This window comes from Marivita sp. S0852 (assembly GCF_046591575.1).
Taxonomy (GTDB): domain Bacteria; phylum Pseudomonadota; class Alphaproteobacteria; order Rhodobacterales; family Rhodobacteraceae; genus Marivita.
In genome coordinates this window covers 479507-506127 of record NZ_JBIQWA010000001.1, presented here as the reverse complement: position 1 = coordinate 506127, position 26621 = coordinate 479507, and the positions used below count along the sequence as shown (strand labels likewise).

27 protein-coding genes are annotated in these 26621 nt (G+C 58.4%); 14 read left to right on the top strand and 13 right to left on the bottom strand.

All coding sequences use genetic code 11. The features are described 5' to 3' along the window. Positions 1 to 176: 176 nt before the first annotated feature. Entirely contained in the window at positions 177 to 1616 is a 1440-nt protein-coding gene (locus ACG74X_RS02520) for an aldehyde dehydrogenase family protein (RefSeq protein ID WP_411232496.1), read from the top strand. Positions 1617 to 1691: 75 nt separating this feature from the next. On the opposite strand, the gene ACG74X_RS02515 is transcribed toward ACG74X_RS02520, so the two are convergent. Further along, positions 1692 to 2024, bottom strand: a complete 333-nt coding sequence (locus tag ACG74X_RS02515; protein ID WP_411232495.1) for a hypothetical protein — start codon at positions 2022 to 2024, stop codon at positions 1692 to 1694. 157 nt (positions 2025 to 2181) lie between these two features. Between ACG74X_RS02515 and mtgA the strand changes: the two genes are divergently transcribed. The 5 genes from mtgA to msrA all read left to right on the top strand — a co-directional run bounded on the left by mtgA (position 2182) and on the right by msrA (position 5912). Further along, positions 2182 to 2964 (top strand): monofunctional biosynthetic peptidoglycan transglycosylase, encoded by a 783-nt coding sequence (gene mtgA, locus ACG74X_RS02510; RefSeq protein ID WP_411232878.1) that lies wholly within the window; start codon positions 2182 to 2184, stop codon positions 2962 to 2964. A gap of 121 nt (positions 2965 to 3085) precedes the next feature. Then, positions 3086 to 3751, top strand: a complete 666-nt coding sequence (locus tag ACG74X_RS02505; protein ID WP_411232494.1) for a glutathione S-transferase family protein — start codon at positions 3086 to 3088, stop codon at positions 3749 to 3751. Positions 3752 to 3823: 72 nt separating this feature from the next. Then, positions 3824 to 4849 (top strand): tRNA epoxyqueuosine(34) reductase QueG, encoded by a 1026-nt coding sequence (gene queG, locus ACG74X_RS02500; protein ID WP_411232493.1) that lies wholly within the window; start codon positions 3824 to 3826, stop codon positions 4847 to 4849. Positions 4850 to 4959: 110 nt separating this feature from the next. Next, complete coding sequence (msrB, locus tag ACG74X_RS02495; RefSeq protein ID WP_411232491.1) at positions 4960 to 5409, top strand: peptide-methionine (R)-S-oxide reductase MsrB; 450 nt, start codon at positions 4960 to 4962, stop codon at positions 5407 to 5409. Next, the gene (gene msrA, locus ACG74X_RS02490; protein WP_411232490.1) at positions 5406 to 5912 is read left to right on the top strand and encodes a peptide-methionine (S)-S-oxide reductase MsrA; all 507 of its coding nucleotides are present in this window, start codon (positions 5406 to 5408) and stop codon (positions 5910 to 5912) included. The genes msrB and msrA overlap by 4 nt, the downstream gene beginning before the upstream one ends. Positions 5913 to 5994: 82 nt before the next feature. Here the strand turns inward: msrA and plsY are convergent, their stop codons facing one another. The 5 genes from plsY to ACG74X_RS02465 are packed head-to-tail and all read right to left on the bottom strand — an operon-like array spanning position 5995 to position 9822. Then, the gene (gene plsY / locus ACG74X_RS02485; RefSeq protein ID WP_411232489.1) at positions 5995 to 6606 is read right to left on the bottom strand and encodes a glycerol-3-phosphate 1-O-acyltransferase PlsY; all 612 of its coding nucleotides are present in this window, start codon (positions 6604 to 6606) and stop codon (positions 5995 to 5997) included. Further along, complete coding sequence (pyrC, locus tag ACG74X_RS02480; RefSeq protein WP_411232488.1) at positions 6606 to 7901, bottom strand: dihydroorotase; 1296 nt, start codon at positions 7899 to 7901, stop codon at positions 6606 to 6608. The genes plsY and pyrC overlap by 1 nt, the downstream gene beginning before the upstream one ends. Further along, entirely contained in the window at positions 7898 to 8290 is a 393-nt protein-coding gene (locus ACG74X_RS02475; RefSeq protein WP_411232486.1) for a hypothetical protein, read from the bottom strand. The genes pyrC and ACG74X_RS02475 overlap by 4 nt, the downstream gene beginning before the upstream one ends. Positions 8291 to 8305: 15 nt before the next feature. Further along, positions 8306 to 8851, bottom strand: a complete 546-nt coding sequence (locus ACG74X_RS02470; protein ID WP_411232484.1) for an aspartate carbamoyltransferase catalytic subunit — start codon at positions 8849 to 8851, stop codon at positions 8306 to 8308. Between the two features lie 8 nt (positions 8852 to 8859). After that, positions 8860 to 9822: an aspartate carbamoyltransferase catalytic subunit gene (locus tag ACG74X_RS02465; protein ID WP_411232483.1), complete on the bottom strand. Its 963-nt coding sequence runs from the start codon at positions 9820 to 9822 to the stop codon at positions 8860 to 8862. A gap of 75 nt (positions 9823 to 9897) precedes the next feature. On the opposite strand from ACG74X_RS02465, the gene ACG74X_RS02460 reads away from it, so the two are divergent. The 5 genes from ACG74X_RS02460 to ACG74X_RS02440 all read left to right on the top strand — a co-directional run bounded on the left by ACG74X_RS02460 (position 9898) and on the right by ACG74X_RS02440 (position 16857). Next, positions 9898 to 10500 (top strand): hypothetical protein, encoded by a 603-nt coding sequence (locus ACG74X_RS02460; protein ID WP_411232482.1) that lies wholly within the window; start codon positions 9898 to 9900, stop codon positions 10498 to 10500. Between the two features lie 57 nt (positions 10501 to 10557). After that, positions 10558 to 11340 carry a uracil-DNA glycosylase gene (locus tag ACG74X_RS02455; protein ID WP_411232480.1) on the top strand — a complete coding sequence of 261 codons (783 nt, stop codon included), beginning with the start codon at positions 10558 to 10560 and terminating at the stop codon, positions 11338 to 11340. 10 nt (positions 11341 to 11350) lie between these two features. After that, positions 11351 to 11893 (top strand): molybdenum cofactor biosynthesis protein B, encoded by a 543-nt coding sequence (gene moaB, locus ACG74X_RS02450; protein WP_411232479.1) that lies wholly within the window; start codon positions 11351 to 11353, stop codon positions 11891 to 11893. Between the two features lie 92 nt (positions 11894 to 11985). After that, positions 11986 to 13449, top strand: a complete 1464-nt coding sequence (locus ACG74X_RS02445; RefSeq protein ID WP_411232478.1) for an efflux RND transporter periplasmic adaptor subunit — start codon at positions 11986 to 11988, stop codon at positions 13447 to 13449. A 3-nt stretch (positions 13450 to 13452) separates the two neighbouring features. Then, positions 13453 to 16857 carry an efflux RND transporter permease subunit gene (locus ACG74X_RS02440; RefSeq protein WP_411232476.1) on the top strand — a complete coding sequence of 1135 codons (3405 nt, stop codon included), beginning with the start codon at positions 13453 to 13455 and terminating at the stop codon, positions 16855 to 16857. Between the two features lie 4 nt (positions 16858 to 16861). Here the strand turns inward: ACG74X_RS02440 and ACG74X_RS02435 are convergent, their stop codons facing one another. Further along, complete coding sequence (locus ACG74X_RS02435) at positions 16862 to 17680, bottom strand: protein-disulfide reductase DsbD domain-containing protein (RefSeq protein ID WP_411232475.1); 819 nt, start codon at positions 17678 to 17680, stop codon at positions 16862 to 16864. Positions 17681 to 17813: 133 nt separating this feature from the next. Here ACG74X_RS02435 and ACG74X_RS02430 point away from each other — a divergent pair, with 133 nt between their 5' ends. Continuing rightward, positions 17814 to 18371, top strand: coding sequence for a YqgE/AlgH family protein (locus ACG74X_RS02430; RefSeq protein WP_411232474.1), 558 nt, complete (start codon positions 17814 to 17816; stop codon positions 18369 to 18371). 10 nt (positions 18372 to 18381) lie between these two features. Here ACG74X_RS02430 and ACG74X_RS02425 read toward each other — a convergent pair whose 3' ends face one another. Further along, positions 18382 to 19428 carry an MBL fold metallo-hydrolase gene (locus ACG74X_RS02425; protein ID WP_411232472.1) on the bottom strand — a complete coding sequence of 349 codons (1047 nt, stop codon included), beginning with the start codon at positions 19426 to 19428 and terminating at the stop codon, positions 18382 to 18384. Next, entirely contained in the window at positions 19425 to 21125 is a 1701-nt protein-coding gene (locus ACG74X_RS02420) for an acyl-CoA dehydrogenase (protein ID WP_411232471.1), read from the bottom strand. Before ACG74X_RS02420 ends, ACG74X_RS02425 begins: the two co-directional genes overlap by 4 nt. 138 nt (positions 21126 to 21263) lie before the next feature. Here ACG74X_RS02420 and ACG74X_RS02415 point away from each other — a divergent pair, with 138 nt between their 5' ends. Continuing rightward, the gene (locus tag ACG74X_RS02415; protein WP_411232877.1) at positions 21264 to 22223 is read left to right on the top strand and encodes an L-threonylcarbamoyladenylate synthase; all 960 of its coding nucleotides are present in this window, start codon (positions 21264 to 21266) and stop codon (positions 22221 to 22223) included. Between the two features lie 13 nt (positions 22224 to 22236). Here ACG74X_RS02415 and ACG74X_RS02410 read toward each other — a convergent pair whose 3' ends face one another. Next, a complete protein-coding gene (locus ACG74X_RS02410) occupies positions 22237 to 23205 on the bottom strand; it encodes an MBL fold metallo-hydrolase (protein WP_411232469.1) in 969 nt (322 codons plus the stop codon). A 260-nt stretch (positions 23206 to 23465) separates the two neighbouring features. On the opposite strand from ACG74X_RS02410, the gene ACG74X_RS02405 reads away from it, so the two are divergent. Then, a complete protein-coding gene (locus ACG74X_RS02405) occupies positions 23466 to 24515 on the top strand; it encodes a TRAP transporter substrate-binding protein (RefSeq protein ID WP_411232468.1) in 1050 nt (349 codons plus the stop codon). A gap of 50 nt (positions 24516 to 24565) precedes the next feature. Here the strand turns inward: ACG74X_RS02405 and ACG74X_RS02400 are convergent, their stop codons facing one another. From ACG74X_RS02400 to ACG74X_RS02390, 3 genes are read right to left on the bottom strand one after another with little or no spacing between them, the layout of a single operon-like run. Continuing rightward, positions 24566 to 24736 carry a hypothetical protein gene (locus tag ACG74X_RS02400; RefSeq protein WP_411232467.1) on the bottom strand — a complete coding sequence of 57 codons (171 nt, stop codon included), beginning with the start codon at positions 24734 to 24736 and terminating at the stop codon, positions 24566 to 24568. A gap of 15 nt (positions 24737 to 24751) precedes the next feature. Beyond that, positions 24752 to 25324, bottom strand: coding sequence for a 16S rRNA (guanine(966)-N(2))-methyltransferase RsmD (gene rsmD, locus ACG74X_RS02395; RefSeq protein WP_411232466.1), 573 nt, complete (start codon positions 25322 to 25324; stop codon positions 24752 to 24754). Further along, positions 25321 to 26529 carry an NAD(P)/FAD-dependent oxidoreductase gene (locus ACG74X_RS02390; RefSeq protein ID WP_411232464.1) on the bottom strand — a complete coding sequence of 403 codons (1209 nt, stop codon included), beginning with the start codon at positions 26527 to 26529 and terminating at the stop codon, positions 25321 to 25323. The genes rsmD and ACG74X_RS02390 overlap by 4 nt, the downstream gene beginning before the upstream one ends. Between the last annotated feature and the right edge of the window lie 92 nt (positions 26530 to 26621).

Here is a 26621-nt window from a genome sequence, read left to right as displayed (position 1 = left end):
GGTCTGAATGCCGGGCTTTTTTCGGTTTGGCAGCATCTTGGGTCAACCGGTGAGCGGCTTTGAGGCTGTCACCTGTCGGCGAAAACCGCGAATGATTGCGAAACCGGATTGCAAGCCGCGTGCGTGTGGCGCATGTCTGTTGATATATCGACGACCTCTGGCAGGAAGGGCCCAACATGGAACATGCGCGCAACTTTTATATCAACGGAGCGTGGGTCTCGCCGCAGGCGGGACAAGAGTTTGGTGTGGTCGATCCGTCGACCGAAGAAGTCACCGAGACGATTTCGCTTGGGGGGCAGGCGGATACCGATGCGGCCGTGGCAGCGGCCAAAGCCGCGTTCCCCAAATGGCGCTTGTCGTCCAAGGCAGAGCGTTTGGATTTGCTGGAAAGCATTCTGGATGTGTATCTGCGGCGGTCGGATGACATGGCTGAATTGATCAGCCGGGAAATGGGTGCGCCCATCGAAATGGCGAAAACCCAGCAATCGGGCACCGGGTCTTTTCATCTCAAGGCCTTTATCGACGCGTTGAGGGATTTCGAGTTTGAAGCGCCGCTGCGGGCTGGCGAAGAGGACACGCATATCATCCACGAGCCGATTGGCGTGTGTGCGTTGATCACGCCCTGGAACTGGCCGATGAACCAGATCACGCTCAAGGTGGTGCCTGCTTTGGCGACCGGCTGTACGATGGTTCTCAAGCCGTCTGAACAATCGCCGCTGTCGGGATTGCTGTTTTCGGAAATCATGCATGAGGCGGGTGTGCCTGCCGGTGTCTATAACATGGTCAACGGCGATGGTCCGGGTGTGGGCAGTCAGCTGTCATCTCATCAAGACGTTGATATGGTGAGCTTTACCGGCTCTACCCGGGCGGGCAAGGCGATCACCATCGCGGCCGCCGAAACCATTAAGCGCGTGAGCCTTGAGCTGGGCGGGAAAGGTGCCAACATCGTCTTTGCGGATGCGAATGAAAAGGCGGTGAAGCACGGTATCATCCGCTGCTTTAACAACACCGGACAGTCCTGCAACGCGCCGACGCGGATGTTGGTTGAACGGTCACGCTATGCGCAGGCGGTCGAAGACGCCAAGGCGGCTGCCGAGGCCACACAGGTCAATGCCGCGTCCGAGGAGGGCCGGCACATCGGGCCGCTGGTATCCGAGATGCAATTCAACAAGGTTCAGGATCTGATCCAGAAAGGTATTGACGAAGGCGCGCGTCTGGTGGCGGGCGGTGTGGGACGTCCTGATGGGTTGAACCGGGGGTTCTTTGTGCGGCCAACGGTGTTCGCCGATTGCACCAATGACATGACCATCATGCGCGAAGAGATCTTTGGCCCGGTTTTGTCGATGATGCCGTTTGACAGCGAAGACGAGGCCATCGAAATCGCCAATGACACGGATTACGGTCTCACAAATTACATCCAGACCTCTGATCCGGAAAAAGCCCGTCGCGTGGCGCGGGCGGTTCGGTCCGGTATGGTGGATATCAATGGCAAGGGGCGCGGTGCAGGTGCGCCGTTTGGTGGCATGAAGCAATCCGGCAATGGCCGGGAAGGCGGTGTTTGGGGATTGGAGGAATTCCTCGAAGTGCGCGCGATTGGTGGCTGGCCGACCGAGTGATCGCAGCCAGTTCATGATCAGGGAACCCGGCCTGCGTGCCGGGTTTTTTGATGCGGTTTGCCGGGTACTGGGTGGTTAACCAAAGAGATATATCAGCACTATGGCTGCGGGAGGCACAGATGCCGCGCTCACAGCGAAGCCGGATGTGTGACGGAACCTGATCCAGGCCCCTGCCATCAGCCCAAGGCCCAGCATCAGGGCAGGTAGAGCGACAGCGCCCGTCATTGCGATGGCCAGCCAGGGTTCAATGAGCATGGTTCGGGTCAGAAGCCACAGCGTGAGAGAGGCCACGCCCGCGGCCACAGCTGTGGCGATACCGCTGATCAGGGCCTGGCGGGGCAGGGTCAGCCAACGGGCCAGGAGCAGGCCAAAGAGGTAAAAGCCGCAATAGAGCACAAGAATGGGCATGGGTCTGGCCTTGTGGTTTGGACATGAGACCTAAACCATTTCACGGTCTTGCCAAAGTCACGCCCATCTTGGACCGAATTTGTGATTTAGCTTTTTGGGTTCCGGTAATGAGTGAGGGATGTTTTCACCGATGGCGGTTGCGCCTAATGTGTCTGCGATGGCAGGCAGTAAATCCAAATCAACGGCGCAGCAGGGGCCAAGGCTGGACCCGCCCAAGCGGAGCCGAAAGCGCAAGGCCAAGCCACCCACTTTGGTGGAGAAAATCCTTGCGCCTTATCGTTGGACGGTCAAATGGGCGATCCGCAGCGTGCTGCTGATTGCAGTGCTGTCAGTGCTGCTGGTTGGTCTGTTGGGCTATGTCAATCCGCCGACGACTCATACGATGTGGTCCGAGGGTCGCAGGCTGGGTGACCCTGTAGAGCAGGTCTGGGTGCCGGCCACGCAAATCGCCCCGGTTGTGATGCGGTCGGCGGTCGCAGCAGAGGATGCCAATTTCTGCCTGCATTGGGGATTCGATGTCGAGGCCATTCAGGCGGCAATCGCAGCCGGAGGCGCGCGTGGAGCGTCAACCATTTCCCAGCAGGTGGTTAAAAACGTGTTCCTGTGGCAGGGCCGGTCCTGGCTGCGCAAGGCGATGGAGGCCGGATTGACCCCGGTTGTCGAGGCTTTGTGGACAAAGCGGCGTATTCTGGAAGTGTACTTGAATATTGCAGAATTTGATGAAGGTGTGTTCGGCGTGCAAGCCGCCGCACAGCATTACTTTGGTGTCGATGCGCGGGATCTGAGCGCCACGCAAGCTGCCCGATTGGCGGCTGTTTTGCCATCGCCCAAAACACGCTCGGCGTCGCGACCGAGCAATTTTGTGCAGCGCCGGGGGGCGTCGATCCGGGCCGGTGCCGAAACCATCCGGGTGGATGGACGGGCCGACTGTTTTCAATAATCCCTCTGTCAGGTGAGACGAAAACCGCGCGCTTTGGCACTTTCACGCGGGAGGCCATTGAAAGACCTTCCGCTTCACGGCAAGTAGAGCACGCTTGGAGTTTCATCAGGGCACATCACGAATGGCGAAGTTGTATCATGTTCCATTGTCTCCGTTTTGCCGGAAGGTGCGGTTGAGCCTTGCTGAGAAAAAGATCGAATGTGAGCTGGTCGAAGAGAAATACTGGGAGAAAGACCCGGATTTCCTGCGCCGCAACCCGGCCGCCAAAGTACCTGTGATCAAGATCGACGGGCGTACAATGTCGGAAAGTGCGGCGATCTGTGAATATATCGAGGAAAAATACCCCGAACCGCCGCTGATGCCGCGATCCTCGGAGGCGCGCTACGAGGTGCGGCGGCTTGTGGGGTGGTTCGATGACAAGTTTCACAACGAGGTCACGTCCAAGCTCTTGTATGAGCGGGTGAACAAGAAAGTGACCAAACAAGGCTTCCCGGATTCCAAAAACGTGAAAGCCGGGGCCAAGGCGATCAAATATCATCTGGATTATATGGCGTGGTTGCTGGATCATCGGCGTTGGTTGGCAGGCGATACCATGACGCTGGCAGATTTTGCGGCTGCTGCGCATTTGTCGTCTTTGGATTATATTCGGGATGTGGATTGGAACCGCAGTGCGATTGTCAAAGACTGGTACGCAAAGATCAAATCACGCCCGGCGTTCCGGTCGATCCTTGCTGATCAGGTATCGGGGTTTCCGCAGCCTCCGCATTATGCCGATCTGGATTTCTAGCCCGGATGTCAGAGTGGGGGCCGGCCCCCACACCCCCGAGATATTTTTGAAACAGAGATACACAGGTGCGCCGTGGATCTGACCGCGCGGCTGAAGGCGGCGGCCTTGGTCGAAGGGTTTTCGGCCTGCCGGATTTGCCGGCCCTGGGATGTGCCAGAGGTGCCGGACCGGCTTCGGGCGTTTCTTGACGCGGGGTATCATGGCCAGATGGGCTGGCTGGCGGAGCGCACCCATTGGCGCGGCGCGCCGCAGGTGTTGTGGCCAGAGGCGCGGTCGGTGATTGTGTTGGCCGAGGGATACGGGCCGGACCATGATCCGCTGGAGGCGCTTGACCGGTCAGAGACGGGCACCGTGTCGGTCTATGCGCAGAATCGCGATTATCATGATGTGGTCAAAAAGCGGCTTAAGCGGTTGGCGCGCTGGTTGATTGCCGAGGCTGGTGGCGAGGTGAAAGTGTTTGTCGATACCGCCCCGGTGCCGGAGAAGGCACTGGGGCAGGCGGCGGGTCTGGGGTGGCAAGGAAAACACACGAACCTTGTGTCACGCGATTTGGGATCGTGGTTTTTCATCGGGTCCGTGTTCACGACGCTGGACCTGACGCCGGACGTCGCAGAGGTTGATCATTGCGGATCGTGCCGGGCCTGTCTGGATGTGTGTCCGACGGATGCCTTTCCGGCCCCGTACCAGCTTGATGCGCGGCGTTGTATTTCTTACCTTACGATTGAGCATCATGGCCCGGTGGACGAAGAGCTGCGCGAATTGATGGGCAATCGGATATACGGTTGTGATGATTGTCTGGCGGTGTGTCCTTGGAACAAGTTTGCCCAGCGCGCGACCGAGGTGAAATATCACGCGCGGGATGATTTGCGTGCGCCGGAGCTTGCCGAATTGGCACAGTTGGACGATCCTGGTTTCCGGGCGCGGTTTTCCGGGTCTCCGATCAAACGGATCGGCCGCAACCGGTTCGTGCGCAATGTGCTGTATGCGATTGGTAATTCCGGGTCGCCTCGATTGCGGGATGTTGCGCAGGCATTGGTGGATGATCCGGACCCCGTGGTTGCCGACGCGGCGCGGTGGGCCGTGGCGAAATTGGTGTAATCGGCGGTGTTTCAGCAAACTCACGACGCCGAGACCGCATTGTAATAGCCCTTGGCGTTTTTGTGGGCAGGGCCATTTATAGACCCAAGTCACAAACTGGAGGTGCCCTCATGGCGAAATATGAGAAGAACCCGGATGTCATTGCGACGCTGTCGCCCGAACAGTTCTATGTCACGCAGGAAAGTGGCACGGAACGGCCCGGGACCGGGGAATACCTCGATAACAAAGACCCCGGCATTTACGTGGATATTGTCAGCGGAGAGCCGCTTTTTGCGTCATCTGACAAGTACGAATCGGGGTGTGGTTGGCCAAGTTTCACCAAGCCGATCGAGCCTGGGCATGTGAACGAACTGCGGGATGTGAGCCATGGTATGATCCGTACCGAAGTGCGGTCGACCCATGGTGACAGTCATCTGGGGCATGTGTTCCCAGACGGTCCGCAAGATCGGGGTGGTTTGCGCTATTGCATCAATTCCGCCAGCCTGCGGTTTATCCATCGTGATGACATGGAGGCCGAGGGTTATGGCGCTTATTTGGATCAAGTGGAGGATGTGGCATGACGGAACGCGCTGTATTGGCGGGGGGCTGTTTCTGGGGGATGCAGGATCTGATCCGCAAGCTGCCCGGTGTTGAAAAGACACGGGTTGGATATACCGGGGGCGATGTGCCGAATGCGACCTATCGCAACCACGGAACCCATGCGGAGGGGATCGAGATCATCTTTGATCCGGCAGTGATTTCCTATCGTCAACTGTTGGAGTTTTTCTTTCAGATCCATGATCCAACCACGCTGAACCGGCAGGGCAATGATCGCGGGATGAGCTATCGGTCGGCAATTTATTATGTGGATGAGGCGCAGAAAGCCTGTGCCTTTGACACGATTGCCGATGTGAACGCATCCGGGATCTGGCCCGGCACAGTGGTGACAGAGGTAGAGCCGTTTGGTGATTTCTGGGAAGCGGAGCCAGAGCATCAGGATTATCTTGAGCGGTTCCCGAACGGGTATACCTGTCACTTCCCGCGGCCCGACTGGGTTTTGCCGAAACGGGATGCGGCGGAGTAACGGGTTTCGAATGGGCTGTGCCCATCCGACAGGCTGGGGGCTTTGCCCCCAGACCCCCAAGGTATTTTGAGCAAGAGGAAGTCTAGGTTTTGGACCCACCTATGCGCGGTTCTGTCCCGGCCTTGAGACGGGATATGTTGTCTTTGTGCCGCCAGATGATCAGCGCGACCAGAATGACCGTCAGGACAAAGATCTGACCCTGCCCGAGCATGAGACACCACATAAGGGCCCACGCGGCAGCTACCAGCGCGGACAGGCTTGAAATTCGGCTGATGGCGGCGGCGGCCAGCCATGTCGCGCAGGAGAGAAGACCGATGGGCCAGGACAGCGCCAGCATCAGGCCAAGGAATGTGGCGACGCCTTTGCCCCCTTTGAAGCCCAGCCAGGCCGGATAACAGTGACCAAGAAAGGCCATGAGTGCCGCCAGTTGGGCGGCATCTTCGTTGGCCAGTTCCCGTGCCGCCAACACAGCGACCGCGCCTTTGGCTCCGTCCAGCAGCAGCGTTGCCGCAGCGGTGGATTTGCTGCCGGTGCGCAAGACATTGGTGGCCCCAATATTGCCAGAGCCGATTTCGCGCAAATTGCCCAACCCGAACGCCTTGGTCAGGAGAAGGCCAAAGGGGATCGAGCCCAGCAGATACCCGATAATGGCCCAGAGCGCGAGGACAGGGAGGCTCGACTCGAGAAATGGCATTAGGCGCTCCGGTAGACCGAGGTTCCGCTGACAAAGGTTTGCAGGACTTTACCTTGCAAGCGCGCGCCGTCAAAGGGGGTGTTCTTGGACTTTGATCTGAGGCGGAACCGGTCGAGGATGATTGGCTTGTCGGGATCGAACAACACGAGGTCTGCCGGGGCCCCTTTGGCAAGCCGCCCACTGTCAAGGCCAAGCCGTTTGGCAGGGTTGAGCGACAGAGCGCGGAAGAGTGTCGGCAGGTCCAGATCGCCGGAATGGTAGAGGCGCATGAGGACAGGGAGCATGGTTTCAAGCCCGACCGCGCCGCTGGCCGCTTCTTCGAAGGGCAGGCGTTTGCTTTCTTCGTCCTGGGGTGTGTGAAACGATCCGATAACGTCAATCAGGCCGGTTTTGACGGCCTCGACAACTGCCTGTCTGTCGTCTTCGGAACGCAGAGGCGGCTTTACCTTGAAGAAGGTGCGATAATCCGCGACGTCGAATTCATTGAGCGTGAGGTGATGCATCGAGATGCCCGCCGTCACGTCAAAACCATTGGTTTTGGCACGTTGCAACGACGGCAAGGCGCGCATCGTGGTGATCTGGTCAGCGTGGTAGCGCACACCTGTCATTTCGACCAACGCGATATCGCGATCGAGCCCCATCCGTTCTGCCATTGGCGTCACAGCGGGCAACCCCCGAAGCGAGGCAAATTTTCCGGATGTTGTTGCCGCGCCTTGCGAGAGGATCGGTTCTTGCGGATGACCGACAACCAACGCACCCAACGCGCGAGCATAGGTCATGGCGCGGCTCAACACTTTGGTGTCGCGCACCACACTGTCGCAATCGGTGAATGCGACAGCGCCCGCATCCATCAGGAAGCCGATCTCGGTCATCTCGCGCCCGTTACGCCCTTTGGTCAGTGCGGCCATTGGCAAAACATGGACAGGGGCGGCTTCGTTGGCGCGACGTCGGACAAATTCCAGGGTTTCAGGTGTGTCGACAGCGGGTGTCGTGTCGGGGCGCGTGACGATGGTGGTCACGCCGCCCGCGGCTGCGGCCTGCCCGGCAGAGCCATAACTTTCCTTGTGCCGTTCGCCGGGTTCGCAAATCTTGACGCCGATATCGACAAGCCCGGGTGCCAGGTATTTGCCCCCGGCATCAATGCGGGCGTTGGTTGGTACGGTATCCGTGCTGAGCTGAGGGTCAGGGGAGGCGAACACCTCGGCAATGACGCCGGCGCGGATAAGTACGGCGCCCGATGTGACAGTGCCGGCTTCGGGGTTGATCAGTTTTGCATTTGTGATCAGCGTGGTCATGCGCTGGCCGCTTTCTCGCGCGTGGCGTTGATGGTGGCGATTACCGATTGAGGGTCTTTCTGGTACTTGATCAGATGTTTGTCGCCTGATTTGGTCACAACCTGAACCGCCCCGGCGATGGTGCGCAGTTTGGCGATATCGGCAACACGGGTCTGTCGTTGATACGGACCGGTCAGTTTGCGGGCATCCAGTGTCCAGACCTCATCCAGAAGTTCAGAGGACATGTACCAGCCCCGCACGACGACAGCGGCAAACCCACCCACCGCGCCTGTCCAGATGTGCGGATTGTCGATCAGCCACAAGACAAGCATGCCCGCAGCCATGGCAAAGGCTGTCATGACGGCATGGGTGCGAATGTAGGTTGTCTTATCGGGGCGAAATTCGGTCATGGTCAGAGCTTGCGCCTAAAAGAGCGCGAATTTTGCGATGATGATTAAAAGAGCCAGCCCCAAAAGTGCGCCGATGATCACACCAGCGTTTGGTCCAGAGCGTTTCCTGGCTGGTCGCAAAGCGTCGGGCGGGGTGCTGTCGCTGCGCTTGGCGGCATCGGATTCGATTGGGGCACCGCGCGGCTTTGGGCGGGGTTCGTTAAACGTGCCAACCCAGTGCAGCGGAGGCGCGATGTTCAGATCTTGTTCGGTCTGGTTGAAAGCCTGCGACGGAAGGATCAGGACATGCCCTTTCAATGCATCAAGTCGCGCGCGCATGTCTTCGAAATCTGATCCGGTTACGTCATGGGCGCTGGTCAGGTATTGTGACAGCGACATTTCATCCAGATCGCGCAGATCAATCACTTCGACAAATGCGTTGCGCAGTGATGTCGCGCCAAGGGCATATTGCACGGGCCATTCACCGGTTCCGGCCTGCATGGTAAAGCGTTCAATCGCTTCGCGTGGCAGGTCGATATGGAACACGCGGATCACGCCCTGTTCGCTGCTTTTGATATGCATGCGGATGCTCATACCATCACGCCCTCGGGCTGTTCCGCGCGGCGTGTGCGCAGGTTTCGGGCCAGCAGGTCCATTGCGGCCATGCGCACAGCGACCCCCATTTCCACCTGTTCCTGAATCACAGAGCGGTTGATGTCATCCGCCAGAGTGCCGTCTATCTCGACGCCGCGATTCATTGGGCCGGGATGCATGACAATGGCGTCGTCCTTGGCGTGGCTCAGCTTTTCGGCATCAAGCCCATAGCGATGGTAATATTCGCGTTCCGACGGAATGAACCCGCCATCCATACGCTCCTTTTGCAAGCGCAGCATCATCACCACATCCACGTCTTGCAGGCCTTCGCGCATGTCTTCGAACACTTCGACCCCGAATTCCGCGATGCCGGACGGCATCAGCGTTGGTGGCCCGATCAGGCGGACACGGTTTTCCATCTTGCCCAGAAGCATGATGTTGGAGCGCGCCACACGGCTGTGAGCGATATCGCCGCAGATGGCGATGGACAGCCGGTGCAAGCGCTTTTTGGCACGGCGGATGGTCAGCGCATCCAACAGCGCTTGGGTCGGGTGTTCGTGACGCCCGTCCCCGGCGTTGAGAACCGCGCAATCGACCTTTTGAGACAGCAGGTCAACCGCACCCGATTGGGTGTGCCGCACAACCAGCAGATCGGGCCGCATTGCGTTCAGGGTCAATGCGGTATCCACCAGCGTTTCGCCTTTTTTGACCGAACTGGCCTGCATCGCCATGTTCATCACATCCGCACCCAGACGTTTTCCCGCCAATTCGAAACTCGCTTGTGTGCGGGTCGAATTTTCAAAGAACATGTTTATTTGAGTCATCCCGGCAAGGACATCGGTGCTGGATGTTCTGGTGCGGTTGCGATCGGCGTATTGATCGGACAGGTCAAGCAATGTGGTGATTTCGTCCGGGCGAAGAGGTTCGATCCCAAGGAGATGTCGCGGTGTGAAAGTCATGTCATGTCCAAAGGCCCATCTTTGCGCGCTTATAGGCTGACCTCTGGATGCCAGCAAGCAAGCGGGCGGTTGTGTTTGGCAATTGTTTTCCCGGCTGCAGTTATCCACAAGATTTTAAGTAGTTTTTTCGCTCCATGGTTGATTTCCTTAAGGGTGCATCGGTACACCCGTGAAAGTAGTCTGGGGGATAATATGAGAATTCAATCTGCACTCACCGCGTTTCTGCTGACCGCGGGTCTTTTTCTAACAGCATGTGCCGAACAGGCGCAGCGCGTGCCGGCGTCTTATATTCCGAGCATTGTCTATCGCGGGGCTAGCTGCCATGAGCTTTACCGCGAACGGGTCAAGCTTGCTGGATATGTCAAGCATATCACCGCCGAACAACGCAGCGCCGCACAATCGGATACGGTGTTTTTCACAGCGAGCCTGATTTTCTGGCCTGCCATTTTCGCCTTGCCGGTCAGTGTTGATCAATCCGCGCAGCTTTCCGTGGCGCGGGGGCATTACGATGCGCTTTCAACGGCTATGGTGGAACAGGGATGTGTCACTGGGGCAGGTCCGAGAGTGCATGTGAAGAAACCGAAGGTTCAGCATCATGCACCTGTTCGGACATATCATGCACCACAGGTCGTTCTGCCGAATTGGAAGCGGTATCCGGGGCAGTTTCCTCCGCTGTAAGCCACAGGCGCATCAACGCTGCTTTTGCCTGCATCCCTGCCGGGCTAAGATGCCGGCATGGATTCGTATGTAGATTGGCACGCGGCGAAAGCGGCGCTTGACTGGCAAGTCGAGATGGGCATCACCGAGGCAATCTCGGAGGTGCCCATCAATCGGTTTGAACAGGTTGCCCCACCGCCAAAGGCGGGCTTGATACCCGCTGCATCCGCACCGGTTACGCCGGTTCTGCCACAGGCAACTGTCGATCCCGCGGCAGAGGCAGAAGCCGCAGCGCAAGGAGCTGGGGATCTTGCGTCTTTACAGGCGGCACTGGCCGCTTTTCCGCATTGCGAGCTGAAAAAAGGTGCCCGAAACCTGGTGTTTGCCGATGGCACACCGGGCGCGCGAGTGATGATCGTTGGCGAAGCGCCGGGTCGGGATGAAGATCGTATCGGAAAACCCTTTGTCGGACGTGCGGGGCAGCTTTTGGATAGAATGCTGGCGGCGATTGATCTGGGTCGCGATCGCGATGGTGTGGCGTCGGTCTATATCACCAATGTGTTGCCATGGCGGCCACCGCAAAACCGTGACCCGAAACCAGATGAAATGGCGATGATGTTGCCGTTTTTGAAACGCCATATTGCGCTGGCTAAGCCAAGCGTGCTTGTGGTGATGGGGAATATCTCGTGTCAGGCCTTGCTTGGAAAACGCGGAATCACCCGGTTGCGCGGTCAATGGGCGGAAAGTGCGGGATGCCCGGTTTTGCCCATGTTCCACCCAGCCTATCTATTGCGCAATCCTGCCGCCAAACGCGATGCCTGGGCCGATTTGTTGGCCCTGAAAGCGCATCTCTCAAATTGAAAGCCCCAGTATGAGCCGTATCGACGAGACAAAAACCTTTCTGCCCATTCGCATTGCGGTGCTGACGGTCAGTGATACGCGATCAATGGACGAGGATCGGTCTGGCGACACTTTGGTGGCCCGGATCGAAGGGGCGGGCCATGTTCTGGCCGATCGACAGATCATTCAGGATGAGCGTGAACAAATCGCGGCACAGTTAAAATCATGGTGCGAACAGCCCGATATCGACGTTGTTATTTCGACCGGGGGCACAGGTTTGACCGGGCGCGATGTCACCGTCGAGGCGCATCGGGATGTCTATGAAAAAGAGATCGACGCGTTTGGCACGGTGTTCACGATGGTGTCGTTCAACAAGATCGGAACAAGCGCCATCCAGAGCCGTGCAACAGGGGGTGTGTGCAATGGAACATACCTGTTTGCGCTGCCCGGCAGCCCCGGTGCGTGCAAGGATGCCTGGGACGAAATTTTAAGCCTTCAGCTCGACTATCGGCACCGTCCTTGTAACTTTGTCGAGATTCTTCCGCGATTGGACGAACATTTGCGACGGAAATAACCGGCAGGTTCGTGTAATGAAGAAGCATGTTATTGGAAAACATGCGGAACTGGCTACCTAGTAGTCAGACCTGCAATGAAGGATTGTCCGCCATGCGCTTTTTGCGCCGTAGCCTGACAGGGTTGTTTCTACTTTCGTTAACGCTTGGCTTGCTGGCCTATGCCGGGGTGCAGGTGCGGGATGCGGTTCAGGATCGTATGGCGCAGGAACCGCGGTCTTTTCAGCAGCGAGAGCGCATTTTCGCGGTCAATGTGGTGCCCGTTCAGTTCGAGACTATAACGCCCGAGCTGACCGCCTTTGGCCAGATCGAAAGCCGCCGGACATTGGAAATTCGAGCCGCTGCAGGTGGGCGCGTGGTTGAGTTGGCACCGGAATTTGTCGAAGGCGGGTCTGTGCGCGACGGCCAAATATTGGTGCGGGTTGATCCGACCGATGCGCAGTCGGTTCTGGAGCGGGTGCAAAGCGATATCGTGGATGCCGAGGCGGAACAACGCGAAGCCCAACGCGCATTGGTATTGGCGCAGGATGAACTGGCGGCGGCAGAAGAGCAGGCGGTGTTGCGCGAACGTGCGTTCCAGCGGCAGCGTGATTTGCAACAGCGCGGTGTTGGCACGGCGGCGGCGGTTGAAGTTGCCGAGCTTGCCGCAGCGCAAGCGCGACAGGCGGTGCTGTCGCGCCGTCAGGCTGTCGCGCAAGCCGAAGCCCGGATTGATCAGTCCACAACGCGTCTGTCACGGGCCATCATTTCCGAAGCCGAGGCGCAGCGTCGGCTGGACGATACTGTGATTACTGCCGGATTTACGGGAACGTTATCAGACGTGACGGTGGTAGAAGGGCGGTTGGTGTCCGCCAATGAACAGCTTGCCCGTTTGATCGATGCCGATGCCCTGGAAGTTGCGTTTCGGGTCTCGACACAGCAATTCGCGCGGCTTCTGGATGCAGACGGGCAATTGGGCGAGGCGGATGTCACCGTTGTTCTGGACGTGTTTGGCACCAATTTGACCGCGCAGGGCAGGCTCAGCCGGGCGGGAGCGGCAGTCGGAACGGGGCAAACCGGGCGCCTGTTGTTTGCGACTTTGGGCACCGCCCCCGGATTCCGGCCGGGTGACTTTGTTACGGTCAAGATCGAAGAGCCCGCGCTGGAGCGTGTGGCGCGCCTGCCGGCGTCTGCTTTGAACGCCGCGAATGAGGTTCTGGTTCTGGCCGAAGACGACCGATTGGACATTGTGCAGGTCACTTTGATGCGGCGTCAGGGCGATGATGTTTTGATCCGGGCGCGTGATCTGGGTGGGCGTGAAGTGGTTGCAGAGCGTACCCCCTTGCTTGGCGGCGGTATCAAAGTCAGGCCCGTTCGCAACTCCGGAACGGCGTCAGCTTTGGCCGAGACCCCCGAGATGGTCGAGTTGTCGGAAGAGCGGCGCGCCCGGTTGACCGCGTTTGTCGAGGCCAACACAGGGATGCCCGCGGAGGCGCGGCAGCGTATCCTGAACCAGCTGGGCCAAGCCAGAGTGCCAGTGCGCGTGGTCGAACGTCTTGAATCCCGAATGGGAGGCTGATCCATGGCCCGCACTCTTTCAGGCCGTGCCGTTGGCATTCTTGGGTATTTCGTGCGCCACAAGACGGTTGCGAACCTGCTTTTGGTGTTATTGATTGCCGCCGGTGCCGTGGCGATCCCGAATATGCGGGCGCAGTTCTTTCCCGATGTCGTTGTCGACAATGTAAGCGTGTCGGTCCGTTGGGACGGCGCGGGTGCGGAGGATGTTGACCGGGGCATCGTGCAGGTTCTGGAACCGGCGCTTTTATCGGTTGAAGGGGTCGAAAGCTCTGAAGCAAGCTCGCGGGAGGGCAGCGCGAGCCTTAGGCTGGAGTTTGAACCCGATTGGGACATGTCCCGCGCCGCAGATGATGTGCAGACGGCGGTTGACGGGGTCACGACGTTGCCTGCCGATGCCGACGATCCCGTGGTGCGCCGTGGAACGTGGCGCGATCGCGTGACTGATCTTATTATCACCGGTCCGGTCAGTGTGGATCAGCTGGGCCGCTTTGCCGACGAGCTTACGACACGCTTGTTTGCGGAAGGTGTCACGCGGACGACGATCCGGGGCTTGGCGGCTCCGCGAACGATCATCGAAGTGCCGTCGGCGAACCTGATTGCCTTTGATATTTCGATGCAGGAGGTGGCGGATGCCATCGCCCAGGAGGTGGACGCCAACCCCGCCGGGGATGTGGGCACTGCCAATACGCGGGTGCGCACAGGTGTCGAAAAGCGCAGCGCAGATCAGATTTCCGATATTGTGCTGCGGTCGAATGATGACGGATCAAACCTGACGGTCGGCGATGTGGGTGTCATTTTTGTAGAAGGAATTGACCGCGAGCGCAGTTATTTTGTGGGTGACAATCCGGCAATTTCAATTCGTGTGGATCGCAGCGATCAGGGGGATGCGATTGCGATCCAGCGCACGGTCGAGGACGTGGCATCTGAATTTCAGGCGTCTTTGCCAGATGGCGTAACCGTTGATCTGATCCGGACACGGGCCGAAGCAATTTCGGGCCGTTTGGACATTTTGCTCGACAATGGGCTGACCGGTCTTGGGCTGGTTCTTGCGCTGTTGTTTTTGTTCCTGAATGTCCGCACCGCGTTCTGGGTGGCTGCGGGTATTCCTGCGGCCATGATGGCGGCGATTGCGCTGATGTATGCGGCAGGCATTACGCTTAACATGATCTCGTTGTTTGCCTTGATCATCACATTGGGGATCGTGGTGGATGATGCCATCGTTGTGGGCGAACATGCCGACCATCTTGCGCGCAATGGAATGCCCCCTGTCGAGGCGGCGGAACGCGCGGCGCAGAGGATGGCCCTGCCGGTGTTTTCAGCAACCTTGACGACCATTATTGCTTTTTTCGGGTTGGTCGCGATTGGTGGGCGGTTTGGTGATTTGATTGCCGACATCCCGTTTACGGTGATTGCCGTGCTGGCGGCGTCTTTGATCGAGTGTTTCCTGATCCTGCCCAATCACATGGCGCATGCGTTGACGCATAGTGCCAAGGAACACTGGTACGATATGCCATCGCGCGTTGTGAACCGTGGTTTTCGCTGGGTGCGCGAACGGGTGTTCCGGCCTTTGATGGCGGTGGTGATACAGGCGCGCTATGCGGTGCTGGCCGGTGCTGTGGTGTTATTGGCGGCGCAGGCGGCCACATTTATCCGCGGTGATGTGCAATGGCGGTTTTTCAATTCTCCCGAACGTAATTCGGTGACCGGCAATTTTGCGATGGCACCGGGCGCGACGCGGGACGACACGCTTGAGATGATGCGGATCTTCCAGAAATCGGTCGAGGATGTCGGCCAGACCTTCGAAGAGCGGGAGGGCGTCAATCCGATTGATTATGTGATTGCCGAAATCGGGGGCAATGCGGGTCGGGGGCTGGCTGGATCAGATACCAAGGATGCTGACCAATTGGGCGGAATCTCTATCGAATTAATTGATGCAGACCTGCGCCCGTTTTCGAGCCGCGCGTTTATCAGTGAATTGCAAGACAGCGTGCCGCGACACCCGCTTGTCGAGACGATCAGCTTTCGCAGCTGGAGTTCGGGGCCGGGTGGGGATGCGCTTGATATCCAGTTTTTTGGGGCAAGCGCCGAAACGCTGAAAGGTGCGTCAGAAGACCTTAAAACCGCTTTGGCGCGGTATCCGGAAGTGTCCGCCGTGGAGGATAATCTTGCCTATGACAAAGAAGAGTTGATCCTTGAGCTGACGCCCCAAGGGCAGGCTTTGGGCTTTACGATAGATGGGTTGGGCCGTGTGTTGCGGGCGCGGCTGGGCGGGATCGAAGCGGCGACCTATCCCGATGGTCCACGCAGCGCCGAGATCCGGGTCGAGCTTCCTGCAGGGGAGCTGACCGCCGATTTTCTGGAACGCACCCAGATGCGCACACCGGCCGGGGCTTATGTGCAGCTTGCCGATATTGTCAGCGTCGAACGGCGCACCGGCTTTTCGACCGTTCGGCGCGAGAATGGCATTCGCCTGATTTCGGTCACCGGCGACATATCAGAGGATGACCCCGCCCGCGCCAATGATCTGATGCTGGCATTGGAGACAGAGATCCTGCCGACCATCGCCAGCGAGCGGCAGGTGGACTACCAGTTGTCCGGCCTGAGCGAACAGGAGGGCGAATTCCTGAATGATGCGCGCACGGGCCTGATCCTTGCCTTGCTTGCGATCTACATCGTCTTGGCGTGGGTCTTTGCAAGCTGGACGCGCCCCTTGGTGGTTATGTCGGTCATTCCGTTCGGATTGGTTGGAACCATCTATGGGCATGCGCAATGGGACGTGCCGTTAAGCATGTTTACGGTGGTCGGGCTGTTGGGCATGACGGGCATCATCATCAACGATTCAATCGTGCTGGTGACGACGATTGACGAAAAGGCACAGGAGCGTGGGTTGATCCCGTCGATCATAGATGGCGCGGCGGATCGCTTGCGACCGGTGTTTCTGACAACGGCAACAACCGTTCTGGGGCTTTTCCCGCTGCTCTATGAACAGTCAAATCAGGCGCAATTCCTAAAGCCAACCGTGATCACGCTGGTGTATGGTCTTGGATTTGGCATGTTTTTGGTGCTGCTTATCGTTCCGTCTTTGATCGCCATACAGAACGATATTGGCCGTCTGACCCTGACCGCGCGGCGCGGGTTGCAGTTTCGCCGCCCTGGTTTGCGTGCCACGATGCTTGGTGCCTCTGGCCTGATTGTTGGCTGGCTGGCGGCCACAATGGGGGCGTTTGCGGTCACAGGGCGGCTGCCTGATCTGTTGCAAACGCTGCTGGCGTCAACGCCCTTTGGCGGAGAGATCGGGCTTACCATGGCGCTTGCGCTGTTCGTGTTGGGGGCGGCGGTCATTTGTCTGGTGGTCTATGTGGCGGCTGCGTCGGTGTTCGCGGTTATGCGTTTGCGACACCCCGCCTGAGGGATCACGGCGCGCAGCCCCGGATATCAACCGCGTAAGCGTCGCCGATCACGGTAAAACGCAAGTCTGAACGGTTAAGTGCAAAGCTGCGCCCTTCCACATGCACAATGCGTGTGCTGGCATAAAGCGCGTCGCCGTCACGGCGGCTGTCCGGTTCTGCGACCCACACATGAGGGTTGCCGGCTTCGACCACGACATATTCGGTTCCGCCCGCGCTGGGCATGTCGATTCTGGTATGGAGCACCAATCCGCCCGTATCGCTTGGTTCGATGCGGCAGGTGGTTTTTGTGACGCCAGCTTCGCGCGCGGTAAAGGGCATGTCTGTCAGCGCCGCGGCGATCATCGGGTCCGGGCGTGTTGGGGCAGGGGGCAGGGTTGCCTTGAATGTCAGATTGGCGGGGATACAGATATCCTTGCAGATCCCAATCTGCATTTCACCCGTGACCGACATATCGGTGCCAGCCGTCTGCGCGGTCATGTGCAGGGGGATGATAACTTTTTGTTGGTAGCCAACAGACCGCATGCCCTGTTCAAAAAACACGTCGGGCGTGGGCCAGCTTGCGGAAACAGATGTGATATTGCGCGAACCGCTCCAGTCGAATTGCGGTGGAATGCCCACATCGCCGGGCGCGCGCCAATAGGTTTTCCAGCCCGGTTCAAGAACAAGATGCAGGGCGGCCATGTGACTGCCGTCTTGCATCCGCCAGCCGGGGCGCAATTCAACTTTCGACAAACCAAGTGAATCACCTGCCGGGGCCGTGTTTGGGACGCCCAAGACAAGGCTGGCCACCAAGGCGGTAAAGAGAACGCGAAACAGCTTCATATCTAAGCAGATGGCGCGTTTCGGTCGCGATGAAAAGTCACAAACCTGCTATAACCGGGCAAGATAGCGATATTGTGGTCTTGCAACGCCAGAGAGGGACAGTCATCTTTGGGATGTGCAAGAAACGCAAACCATGACTGACCTGACCGGGCAATTGCTGATCGCGATGCCGGGAATGCCCGATCCCAGGTTCGAACACAGCCTGATCTATATCTGTGCGCATTCCGCCGAAGGCGCGATGGGATTGATCGTCAACAAACCATCTGCCGATGTGACCTTTAACAATCTGGTGGAACAGCTTTCTATCGAAACCCCCGAAGACGTCACCGATGTTCGGGTGCATTTCGGCGGTCCGGTGGAACTGGGTCGTGGGTTTGTCCTGCATTCGCCAGATTTTCGGTCGGATATGACAACGCTTGAGGTTGATGACAGCTTTGCCATGACAGGCACGTTGGATGTGCTTGAAAACATTGCCAAAGGCACCGGGCCTGTGAAACGCTTGGTGGTTTTGGGGTATGCCGGATGGGGGCCGGGGCAGTTGGAAGGCGAGATTGCCTCGAACGGGTGGTTGACCTGCGATGCGACATCGGAATTGGTGTTCGATACCGAAGATGGGCAGAAATGGGAGGCTGCGCTGGGCAGTCTGGGCATTTCCCCCCTCGCGCTATCCGCCGAAGGCGGGCGGGCCTAAACCCCGCGCATCACGCCTGTGCGTGAAAGATCCATGTTCCGTTTTCATCAAGATCACGCGTTGCGCGTCCTTCGTGCCAGAGGTGCAGACAATGGGCTGTCGCTTCGACCAGAGCGAGCCCGTATTCCCCGTCACCGATACTGCGCTTGAACAGCGGCGCAAAGCAGTCGCCGGCCGATTGCGGCTTTGCCAGATGTGTTTCCAGACGTCGCAATGCGCTGTGATGATTTTCGATCAATTGATGCAGCCGCAAGGGCAGCCCGGTGAAGGGCAATTTGTGGCCGCCAAAAACAAGATGGTCTTCGCGCGCCAGTGTTGAAAAGCGTTCGCAGGCTTCAAGCCAATCCGCGACCGGGTCGGCCTCGGGTTCGGTGGCGTAGACCCCGATATTGGAACTGATCGACGGCAGGATTTGATCGCCCGCTAGTACCAGATTGTCATCGCGCGACCACAGCGTTGCGTGTTCGGGCGCGTGCCCGTTGCCGATGTGAACATCCCATGTCCGCCCGCCCGCTGTAACGGTATCGCCCTGTTTGATCCGCTGATAGCCCAAGGGCAAGGGCGCAACGCAATCGGCAAAGTTGAACGGCCGTTCCGATTTGCGTTTTTCAAGAATCTCCGGGGCCATGCCGCAGCGTTGCCAGAATACGAGTGTTTCCGAATTCGGCGTTGCCTGCTCGTCCATCTGCAGCATCCGCCCCATGAGCCATGCAGTGCGTGTTGTGATCAGGGTCGAGCCATGGTCTGACTGAAACCATCCCGCCATGCCGATGTGATCGGGGTGGTGATGCGTTACCAGAACGCGGCGCACGGGTTTCCCGCCCAGCGGCCCGGTCAAAAGCTGCGCCCACAAGGCCTTGCTGCGCCTGGAGGCGAAACCGGTGTCAACAAGGGTCCAGCTGTCGCCATCGTCCAATGCGTAAACGTTGACGTGATCCAGCTTCATCGGAAGCGGCAGGCGAATCCACAGGATACCGTCAGCTACTTCTGTTGCTTGGCCCTCGTCGGGCGGTGTTTCCCAAGGGTAGCGTAATCCGCCGAAGTTTCGGTCTTTCATGCTGCGAGGTCATCCATGGTGATTGCAAACAGGTCATCCGCACCCTGACGGGCATGGGCCAGCAATCCTATATGTTCCGGCAAAAGTCGATGGATATAGAACCTGGCAAGACGTGCATGTCGGCCATTCGGGTCTGCCCTCGCCGCTTTCAAGTGGAAATGCCCGCCAAGCACACGCGCAAAGCCGCGCAGATAGGGCACTGATCCGGCAAACCGATCCTGAGTGCCGTTTTCGACCATCCACTCGGTGGTTTCGCGCAGCGTTTCGCAGGCGTCCCATACCGGGTCGCCAAGGTCGGGATGCAGGGTGCGGGCGGCTTCGGCATCTGCCTGTATTTCGTCGATCAAGCGGTAAGCGGCCTCTCCGCGATCCATCAGTTTCCGCCCGACCAGATCCATGGATTGAATCCCGTTGGTGCCTTCATAGATAGCGGTGACGCGGACATCGCGGGAATATTGTGCGGCCCCGGTTTCTTCGACAAATCCCATGCCGCCATGAACCTGCAAACCGATCTGCGCCACTTCAATGCCGATGTCTGTGCCAAAGGCTTTGGTGATCGGTGTGAGAAGCGCGGCACGGGTGGCCCAATCCGAATGGCCGGTTGCGGTTTCCATGTCGATGGCAACTGCACAGGCCAGCGCGATGGACCGGGCGGCAAATGTTTCGGCCCGCATGGTGGCAAGCATGCGACGGACATCGGCGTGATCGGTGATGGAATTGTTCTCGGTTCGGCCCTGTTTGCGGCCCTCGGCATAGGCCAGCGCGTGTTGATACGCGCCTTCGGCCACGCCCACACCCTGCACGCCAACGCCGAGGCGCGCGTTGTTCATCATTGTAAACATGGCGCGCATGCCGTCGTTTTCTTCGCCGACAAGCCACCCGGTTGCCCCGTCATAATGCATGACGGCGGTCGGGCTACCGTGCAATCCCATCTTGTGTTCAAGGCTGACCACCTTGAGGCTGTTGGTGACACCCGCAGATCCGTCTGGGTTCGGAATGCGCTTTGGAACAAGGAACAGGCTGATGCCTTTGGTGCCGGGAACAGCGTCCGGCAATCGGGCCAGGACAAGGTGGCAGACATTGTCCGTGAAATCGTTATCCGCCCATGAAATATAGATCTTTTGCCCGGAGATTGCATAGGTGCCGTCCCCGTTGGGCTCTGCCTTGGTGGTGAGTGCGCCAACGTCACTGCCGGCCTGTGGTTCGGTCAGGTTCATGGTGCCGACCCATTCCCCGGAAATCAGCTTGGGCAGGTAAAGCTGTTTCAACGTCTGGCTTGCGTGGTGTTCCAGCGCTTCGATCTGCCCTTGGGACATCAGCGGCGCGAGTTGGAGCGACAGGCAGGACGCGCTCATCATTTCATTCACGGCGGTGACCATGGCCATTGGCAACCCCATCCCGCCGTAGTCCGGATCAGCTGCAATGGCCATCCAACCGCCATCGGCAATCGCGCGATATCCTGCATCAAACCCTGGCGACGTGCGGACCACGCCATTTTCAAGACCGGCTGGGTGAAGATCACCGGCCCGTTGCAACGGGGCAAGGATGTCCTCGCACATTTTGCCCGCCTCGGTCAGGACCGCGTCTACGGTTTCGGGTGTGGCTTCGGCGAAACGGCTGGTTTCTGCGACGTTCTGAAATCCGACGACATGGTCCAACAGAAAGCGGAACTCGGAAACGGGGGCACGATAAGACATGTATAAATCACTCGGGGTGTTTGAGACGTTAAGCGGCAGCTTGGCAATGACATCCGAGAACGATAAGCAGCCCTCGGGGTGTGCACAATCCTGACGAAGCCAGCCAAAGCCATCAACTGAAACGCGGCGTCACGAGGTATCAACGTGTCTTCTTTGCAGATTTTGCCGGACGCCGCGCAGGGCTATGACCAGGCCGCGACCGTGTTGCGCGATGGTGGTCTTGTCGCATTCCCGACCGAGACGGTTTACGGCTTGGGCGCGGATGCCTGCAATGATCACGCTGTAGCGCGCATTTACGATGCCAAGGGACGGCCCAGTTTCAATCCTCTGATTGTGCATTTCGCTAATCTTGATGCGGTCAAACAACATGTAAAATGGACGGCCGAGGCAGATTTGTTATCGCAGACATTTTGGCCTGGTCCTTTGACCTTGGTCTTGCCGAAAAAGCCCACCAGCCCGATTTCCCGGCTGGTCACCGCCGGGTTAGAGACGTTGGCCGTTCGAATGCCAGCCCACCCCACGGCGCGATCGCTTTTCACGGCATTCGGGGGGCCGATTGCCGCGCCATCCGCGAACCGGTCGGGGCAGATCAGCCCAACGCTGGCCTCTCATGTTATACAGGGGATGGAGGGGCGGATCGAGGCCGTCTTGGACGGAGGGCCTTGCGCCGTTGGTGTGGAATCGACGATTGTCGGTCTGACGGACAAGCCGGTCTTGCTGCGGCCGGGAGGGATCACCGAGGAACAGCTTAGAGACTGTCTGGGTCGCCCGATTGCCATTCGCAAAAACGCCGAAGCGATTTCAGCTCCGGGCCAGTTATCGTCGCATTATGCCCCGACAGCCGCTGTGCGGTTGAATGCGACAGAGTGGAACGCAGGCGAGATGCGCCTGGGCTTTGGCGATGTGGCCTGTGATCTGAACCTGTCGCCGCAGGAAGATCTGGTCGAGGCGGCGTCGCATTTGTTCGACTACCTTCATCGTCTTGATAGCAAAGGCCATCCGGTTATCGCGGTGTCGCCCATTCCGCATCATGGGCTTGGGGTTGCAATCAATGACCGGCTTAGCCGCGCAGCAGCGCCGCGCGACACAGGGTCATGACCGACTGTGCGGCTTAGTCAAATTGCCAGAGCGCCGGAACAAAGTTGTAACTGTCTCCTTCGCGCATGACATGTCCAACGCCGGGGAACGGGAAGTGATATCCAAGAACCGCCATGCGATCAGTTGCTGCCATATCAAGCAAACGCGTCCGCGTTGCCACCGTCTGGTCACCGTCCATATCAGTTCCATTATACCAGTCGGGATGTGCGAAATTGAGATAGGCGTGGGTCATTGAATCGCCTAATGCGATCAGTTGCTGACCTCCGCTTTCGACAACAACCGCCATGTGCCCCGGTGTATGCCCCGGTGTGGCGATAACCCGAACGCCGGGGACAACTTCGAACCCATCCGGCATCATTTGCCATTCGGCCCCGTCAACATTTATCGAATTCTGCGCGCCAACAACGAATTGTTGCAGCTCTGCCGAAACCTGTGATGCCAGCCCGTCTTGCATCCAATAGGCGTGTTCGGTCTCGCCTATGAAATAGGCCGCATCTGGAATGATCGCTTCGTCAAAATCGTCGCGAATGCCCCAGATATGATCCGGATGTGCGTGTGTGATGATCACATGGGTGATGCCCATGGGGTCGATACCGGCGGCTTCCAGGTTAGCCCAAGCGCGCCCGGCGGTTTCTAGGAATCGATTGCCCGATCCAATATCCGCAAGGATCTTTGCGGACCCGATTTCGATATAAAGATGGTTGGTATGCGCCTTATTCTCGTCGGTTGGCAGGAAATGCGCCGCGAGAAAGGCTTGCACCTCTGCTGGATCGGCATTCACCCCCAGACCGGTTGTCGGCAGCGTCAGATAGCCATCCGACACCACCGTCATTTTCGCATCGCCCAGTGTGAAGCGGAAATAGCCGGGGTTGCCGGTTTCGGGCCCGCCCAGATTTGCCAAGGCCTGTGCGCCAGGAAGCGCAAAAGTGGGCATCGCGGCGGCGGTTTTCAAAAACGTGCGGCGGGTGGGTCGCAGCAGCATGGTGTCTCCTCCCAGAGATAAATTCAGATTTGTGAATACCACAGGCAAGGCCCGGCCTGCAATTGGGATTTGCATGGGAAATACCGCTTTTGAAGTCCCTCCGAAGACCAAAATCTCCTGCCGGATCATAGGAGTATGCCGATGTTTCCGTGCCGCACAGTTGCGCGCCATTTGCACCGAAGCGCATGACCGTTTACATAAACACTGCGCTGCACCGCAGCAGCGTATTGCCAGACGTTCAGATAGGAGGCGCTGGGGACATGACATTTCTAAAAATTGCCGCTCTCACCGCTTTAGTTGGCCTGACCGCAACCGCCAGCGTTGCTCAGGACGTGACACTGCGTTTTCAGCATTTCGTGTCGCCCAATTCGGCGAACCCTAAGTATTTTCTTGATCCATGGGTTGAGAAAGTCGAGGCAGAGTCCAATGGCCGGATCAAGATCGAGATCTTTCCTTTCATGCAGCTGGGCGGCAAAGCACCGGCGCAGTATGATATGATCAAAGACGGTGTGATTGATGCAGGTTGGGTCATTCCCAGCTATGAGCCGGGTCGTTTTCCGGAAGCCGAAGCGCTGGAACTTCCTTTCATGGTCACAAAAAGCGCAGAGGAAGCGTCGCGCGCCGCGTGGATGTTCACGCAACAGCACTTGCTTGATGATTTTTCAGATGTGCATCTGATTGCGGCTCATATGCATGGCCCCGGCATTATTCACAAAATTGACGATGCGATTGTCGATTTGTCGGATTTTCGGGGATTGAAGCTGCGCGGACCGTCGCGTCCGGCGACATTGCTGCTGGACAAGCTGGGGGCCGAGCCGATTGGATTGCCGGTGCCACAGTTCCCCGAAGCCCTGAGCCGGGGCGTGGTTGATGGGGGTGTCATCACCTGGGAGATGTCACCGTCTCTCAAACTGGATGAATTGACCGACAGCCATACTGATGTCGCAGGGGATAAATCGCTGTATAACCTCTATTTTATCTGGGCCATGAACAAGGAAAGCTATGACAGTCTTCCAGAGGATCTGAAGGCTGTGATCGACGCCAATTCCGGACTTGAAACATCTGCCATGGCCGGGCGCGCGCATGATACCGGAGACCGCGAAGGGCGCATTCAGATGGAAGATTCGGGCAATGAAATTGCAACGCTGAGCGCAGAGCAAACCGCGCGGATCGTGGCGCTGGGCGATGAGGTCACACAAGAGTGGATCGCCGACATGAACAAACGCGGCTTCGATGGGGCGGCATTGGTCGAGGATGCCAAGGCGGCAGTGGAAGCAACACGGATGGCGGATGGCGGGTCTGAGCGTTAGATCCGCGCGTTATGTTGCGTCTGTTTTGTGGCAACAGGCAGATTGCCAGGTCAGTCTTGGTTGCGCCATGCCGTCCAAAGCAACGATAACAGGGTTTCGTCTCCAATCGGCGTGACACAATCGGCCAAAAGCACAGGCCCGCCTTTCACGGGCGGGGGCGGAGCCGTCCTTGATGTCTCGGCAGCGTCTTCAAAGCCGGGGGCCGTGGGTGCATATGTCATTATCGGCGCAGGCTATCATGTTTCCGCCTTTTCGCCAAAGCGCATGACGGTGACATGGGTATCGCCATAGCGGCGTGTGTCCAGTCTCGTGAATCCGTTCGGCGCAATCTGAGGTGCGCTTTCTTCCCAGACGATCAGCGCATTTTGCGCCAGCCACCCGCCTTTGGCAGCAGCAGACAGCGCGCGACCCCCGAGCGACTTGCCGTAGGGTGGATCAAGGAACACCAAGGTCGCGGGGTCGGTGTCGCAAGGCGGAATGCGCGTGGCGTCTCTGGCGATAAGACGACAATTATCGCAGCCCAACGCGTTGATATTGGCTTTGATCAAAGACCCGGCTTTGCGTCCGTCATCGACAAAGACAGCCCAGTGCGCGCCACGCGACAGAGCCTCTAATCCAAGAGCGCCGGTTCCGGCAAATAGATCGAGCACATTGGCATCGGTGAACGGATCGCCAAAACGCCCCCCGGCCAACATGTTGAAAAGACTTTCGCGCACGCGGTCGCTTGTTGGCCGCAAATGGGCCCCTGCATCCCCCTTGCCAACGTTTGCCAACGCCCGCCCACGCCATGTTCCTGCGATGATCCTCACGCCTTGAGCAACGCCTTGAGGTCCGTGTCCGGATCGCCAACAACCTTTGGGTCCGGCGATTTGCCCGCGTCGATCAGGCGTTTGCCGACCATATACGCGCGTGGGTCGTTCATGGCGTCGATGGCAATCAGCGTGTCGCCGTCGAAATACCAATGTGAAACAGATCCGTCGCCCGTGCGCACCACCACGTGATCATAGCCGGTGCTCAGCCCGGCGATTTGCAATTTGACGTCGTATTGATCCGACCAAAACCACGGTTTGGCCTGGTATGGTGTTTCGGCACCCAGAATATTGTCGGCCACACATTCCGCCTGATCAATGGCGTTTCCAACGCTTTCCAGACGCAGTTGCTGGTCCTTCCAGGGAAAGGACGCGCAATCGCCAGCGGCCCAGATATGCGGGTCAGACGTGCGTCCGAACGCATCGGTTGCGATGCCGTTTTCAATCCTGAGCCCTGCGGCTTCGGCCAGTCGCATATCCGGTTCAATGCCGACACCGACAAGAACAAAATCCACGTCAAGCGACGTGCCATCGCTAAGAACCGCGCCCGTGACCGCGCCGTTTTCCCCGATAAGATGGTCCAGACCCACCCCTTCGCGCAGGTCAACACCGTTGGTTTTGTGTAGCTGTCTGAAAAAGGCCGAAGTTTCGGGCGCGGCCACCCGTTGCAGAATGCGGTCTGCCATTTCAACCAGCGTGACATCCAACCCGCGCTTTGCGGCGACGGCGGCGGCTTCCAGTCCGATATAGCCGCCCCCGACGATCAGTACCTTTGATCCGGTGACAAAACGCGGGGCCATGGCATCGACATTGGCCAGACCGCGAACCACCAGAACGCCATCCAGATCCCCCCCGATGGACGCAGGCAACCGGCGCGGGTGTGATCCAGTGGTCAGAACAAGATCGTCATAGGACAGCGTTTCGTCACCAACCGTGACGGTCTTTGCGGCCGGATCAATTGCCGAAACAGGCGCGCCAAGCTTTAGGGTGATGTTGTTTTCATCGTAAAAACTCTCGGGACGCAGATACAGGCGGTCCCGGTCCAATTCGCCCAGAAGATAGGCTTTGGACAGCGGCGGGCGCTGATAGGGGGGATGCGACTCTTCACCAATCAGGGTGATGTCCCCGTCAAACCCCTTGGCGCGCAACCGGGCCACAGCGGATGCGCCCGCTTGACCTGCGCCGACTACAACAACGTGGGTCATTCGTGATCCTTTTTCCCGACTGCCATTGGTCTCTTTCCGCGCGACCCTATATGGCAGAGGATCAGGAATGCAATTCAACAGAGAGGGACAAG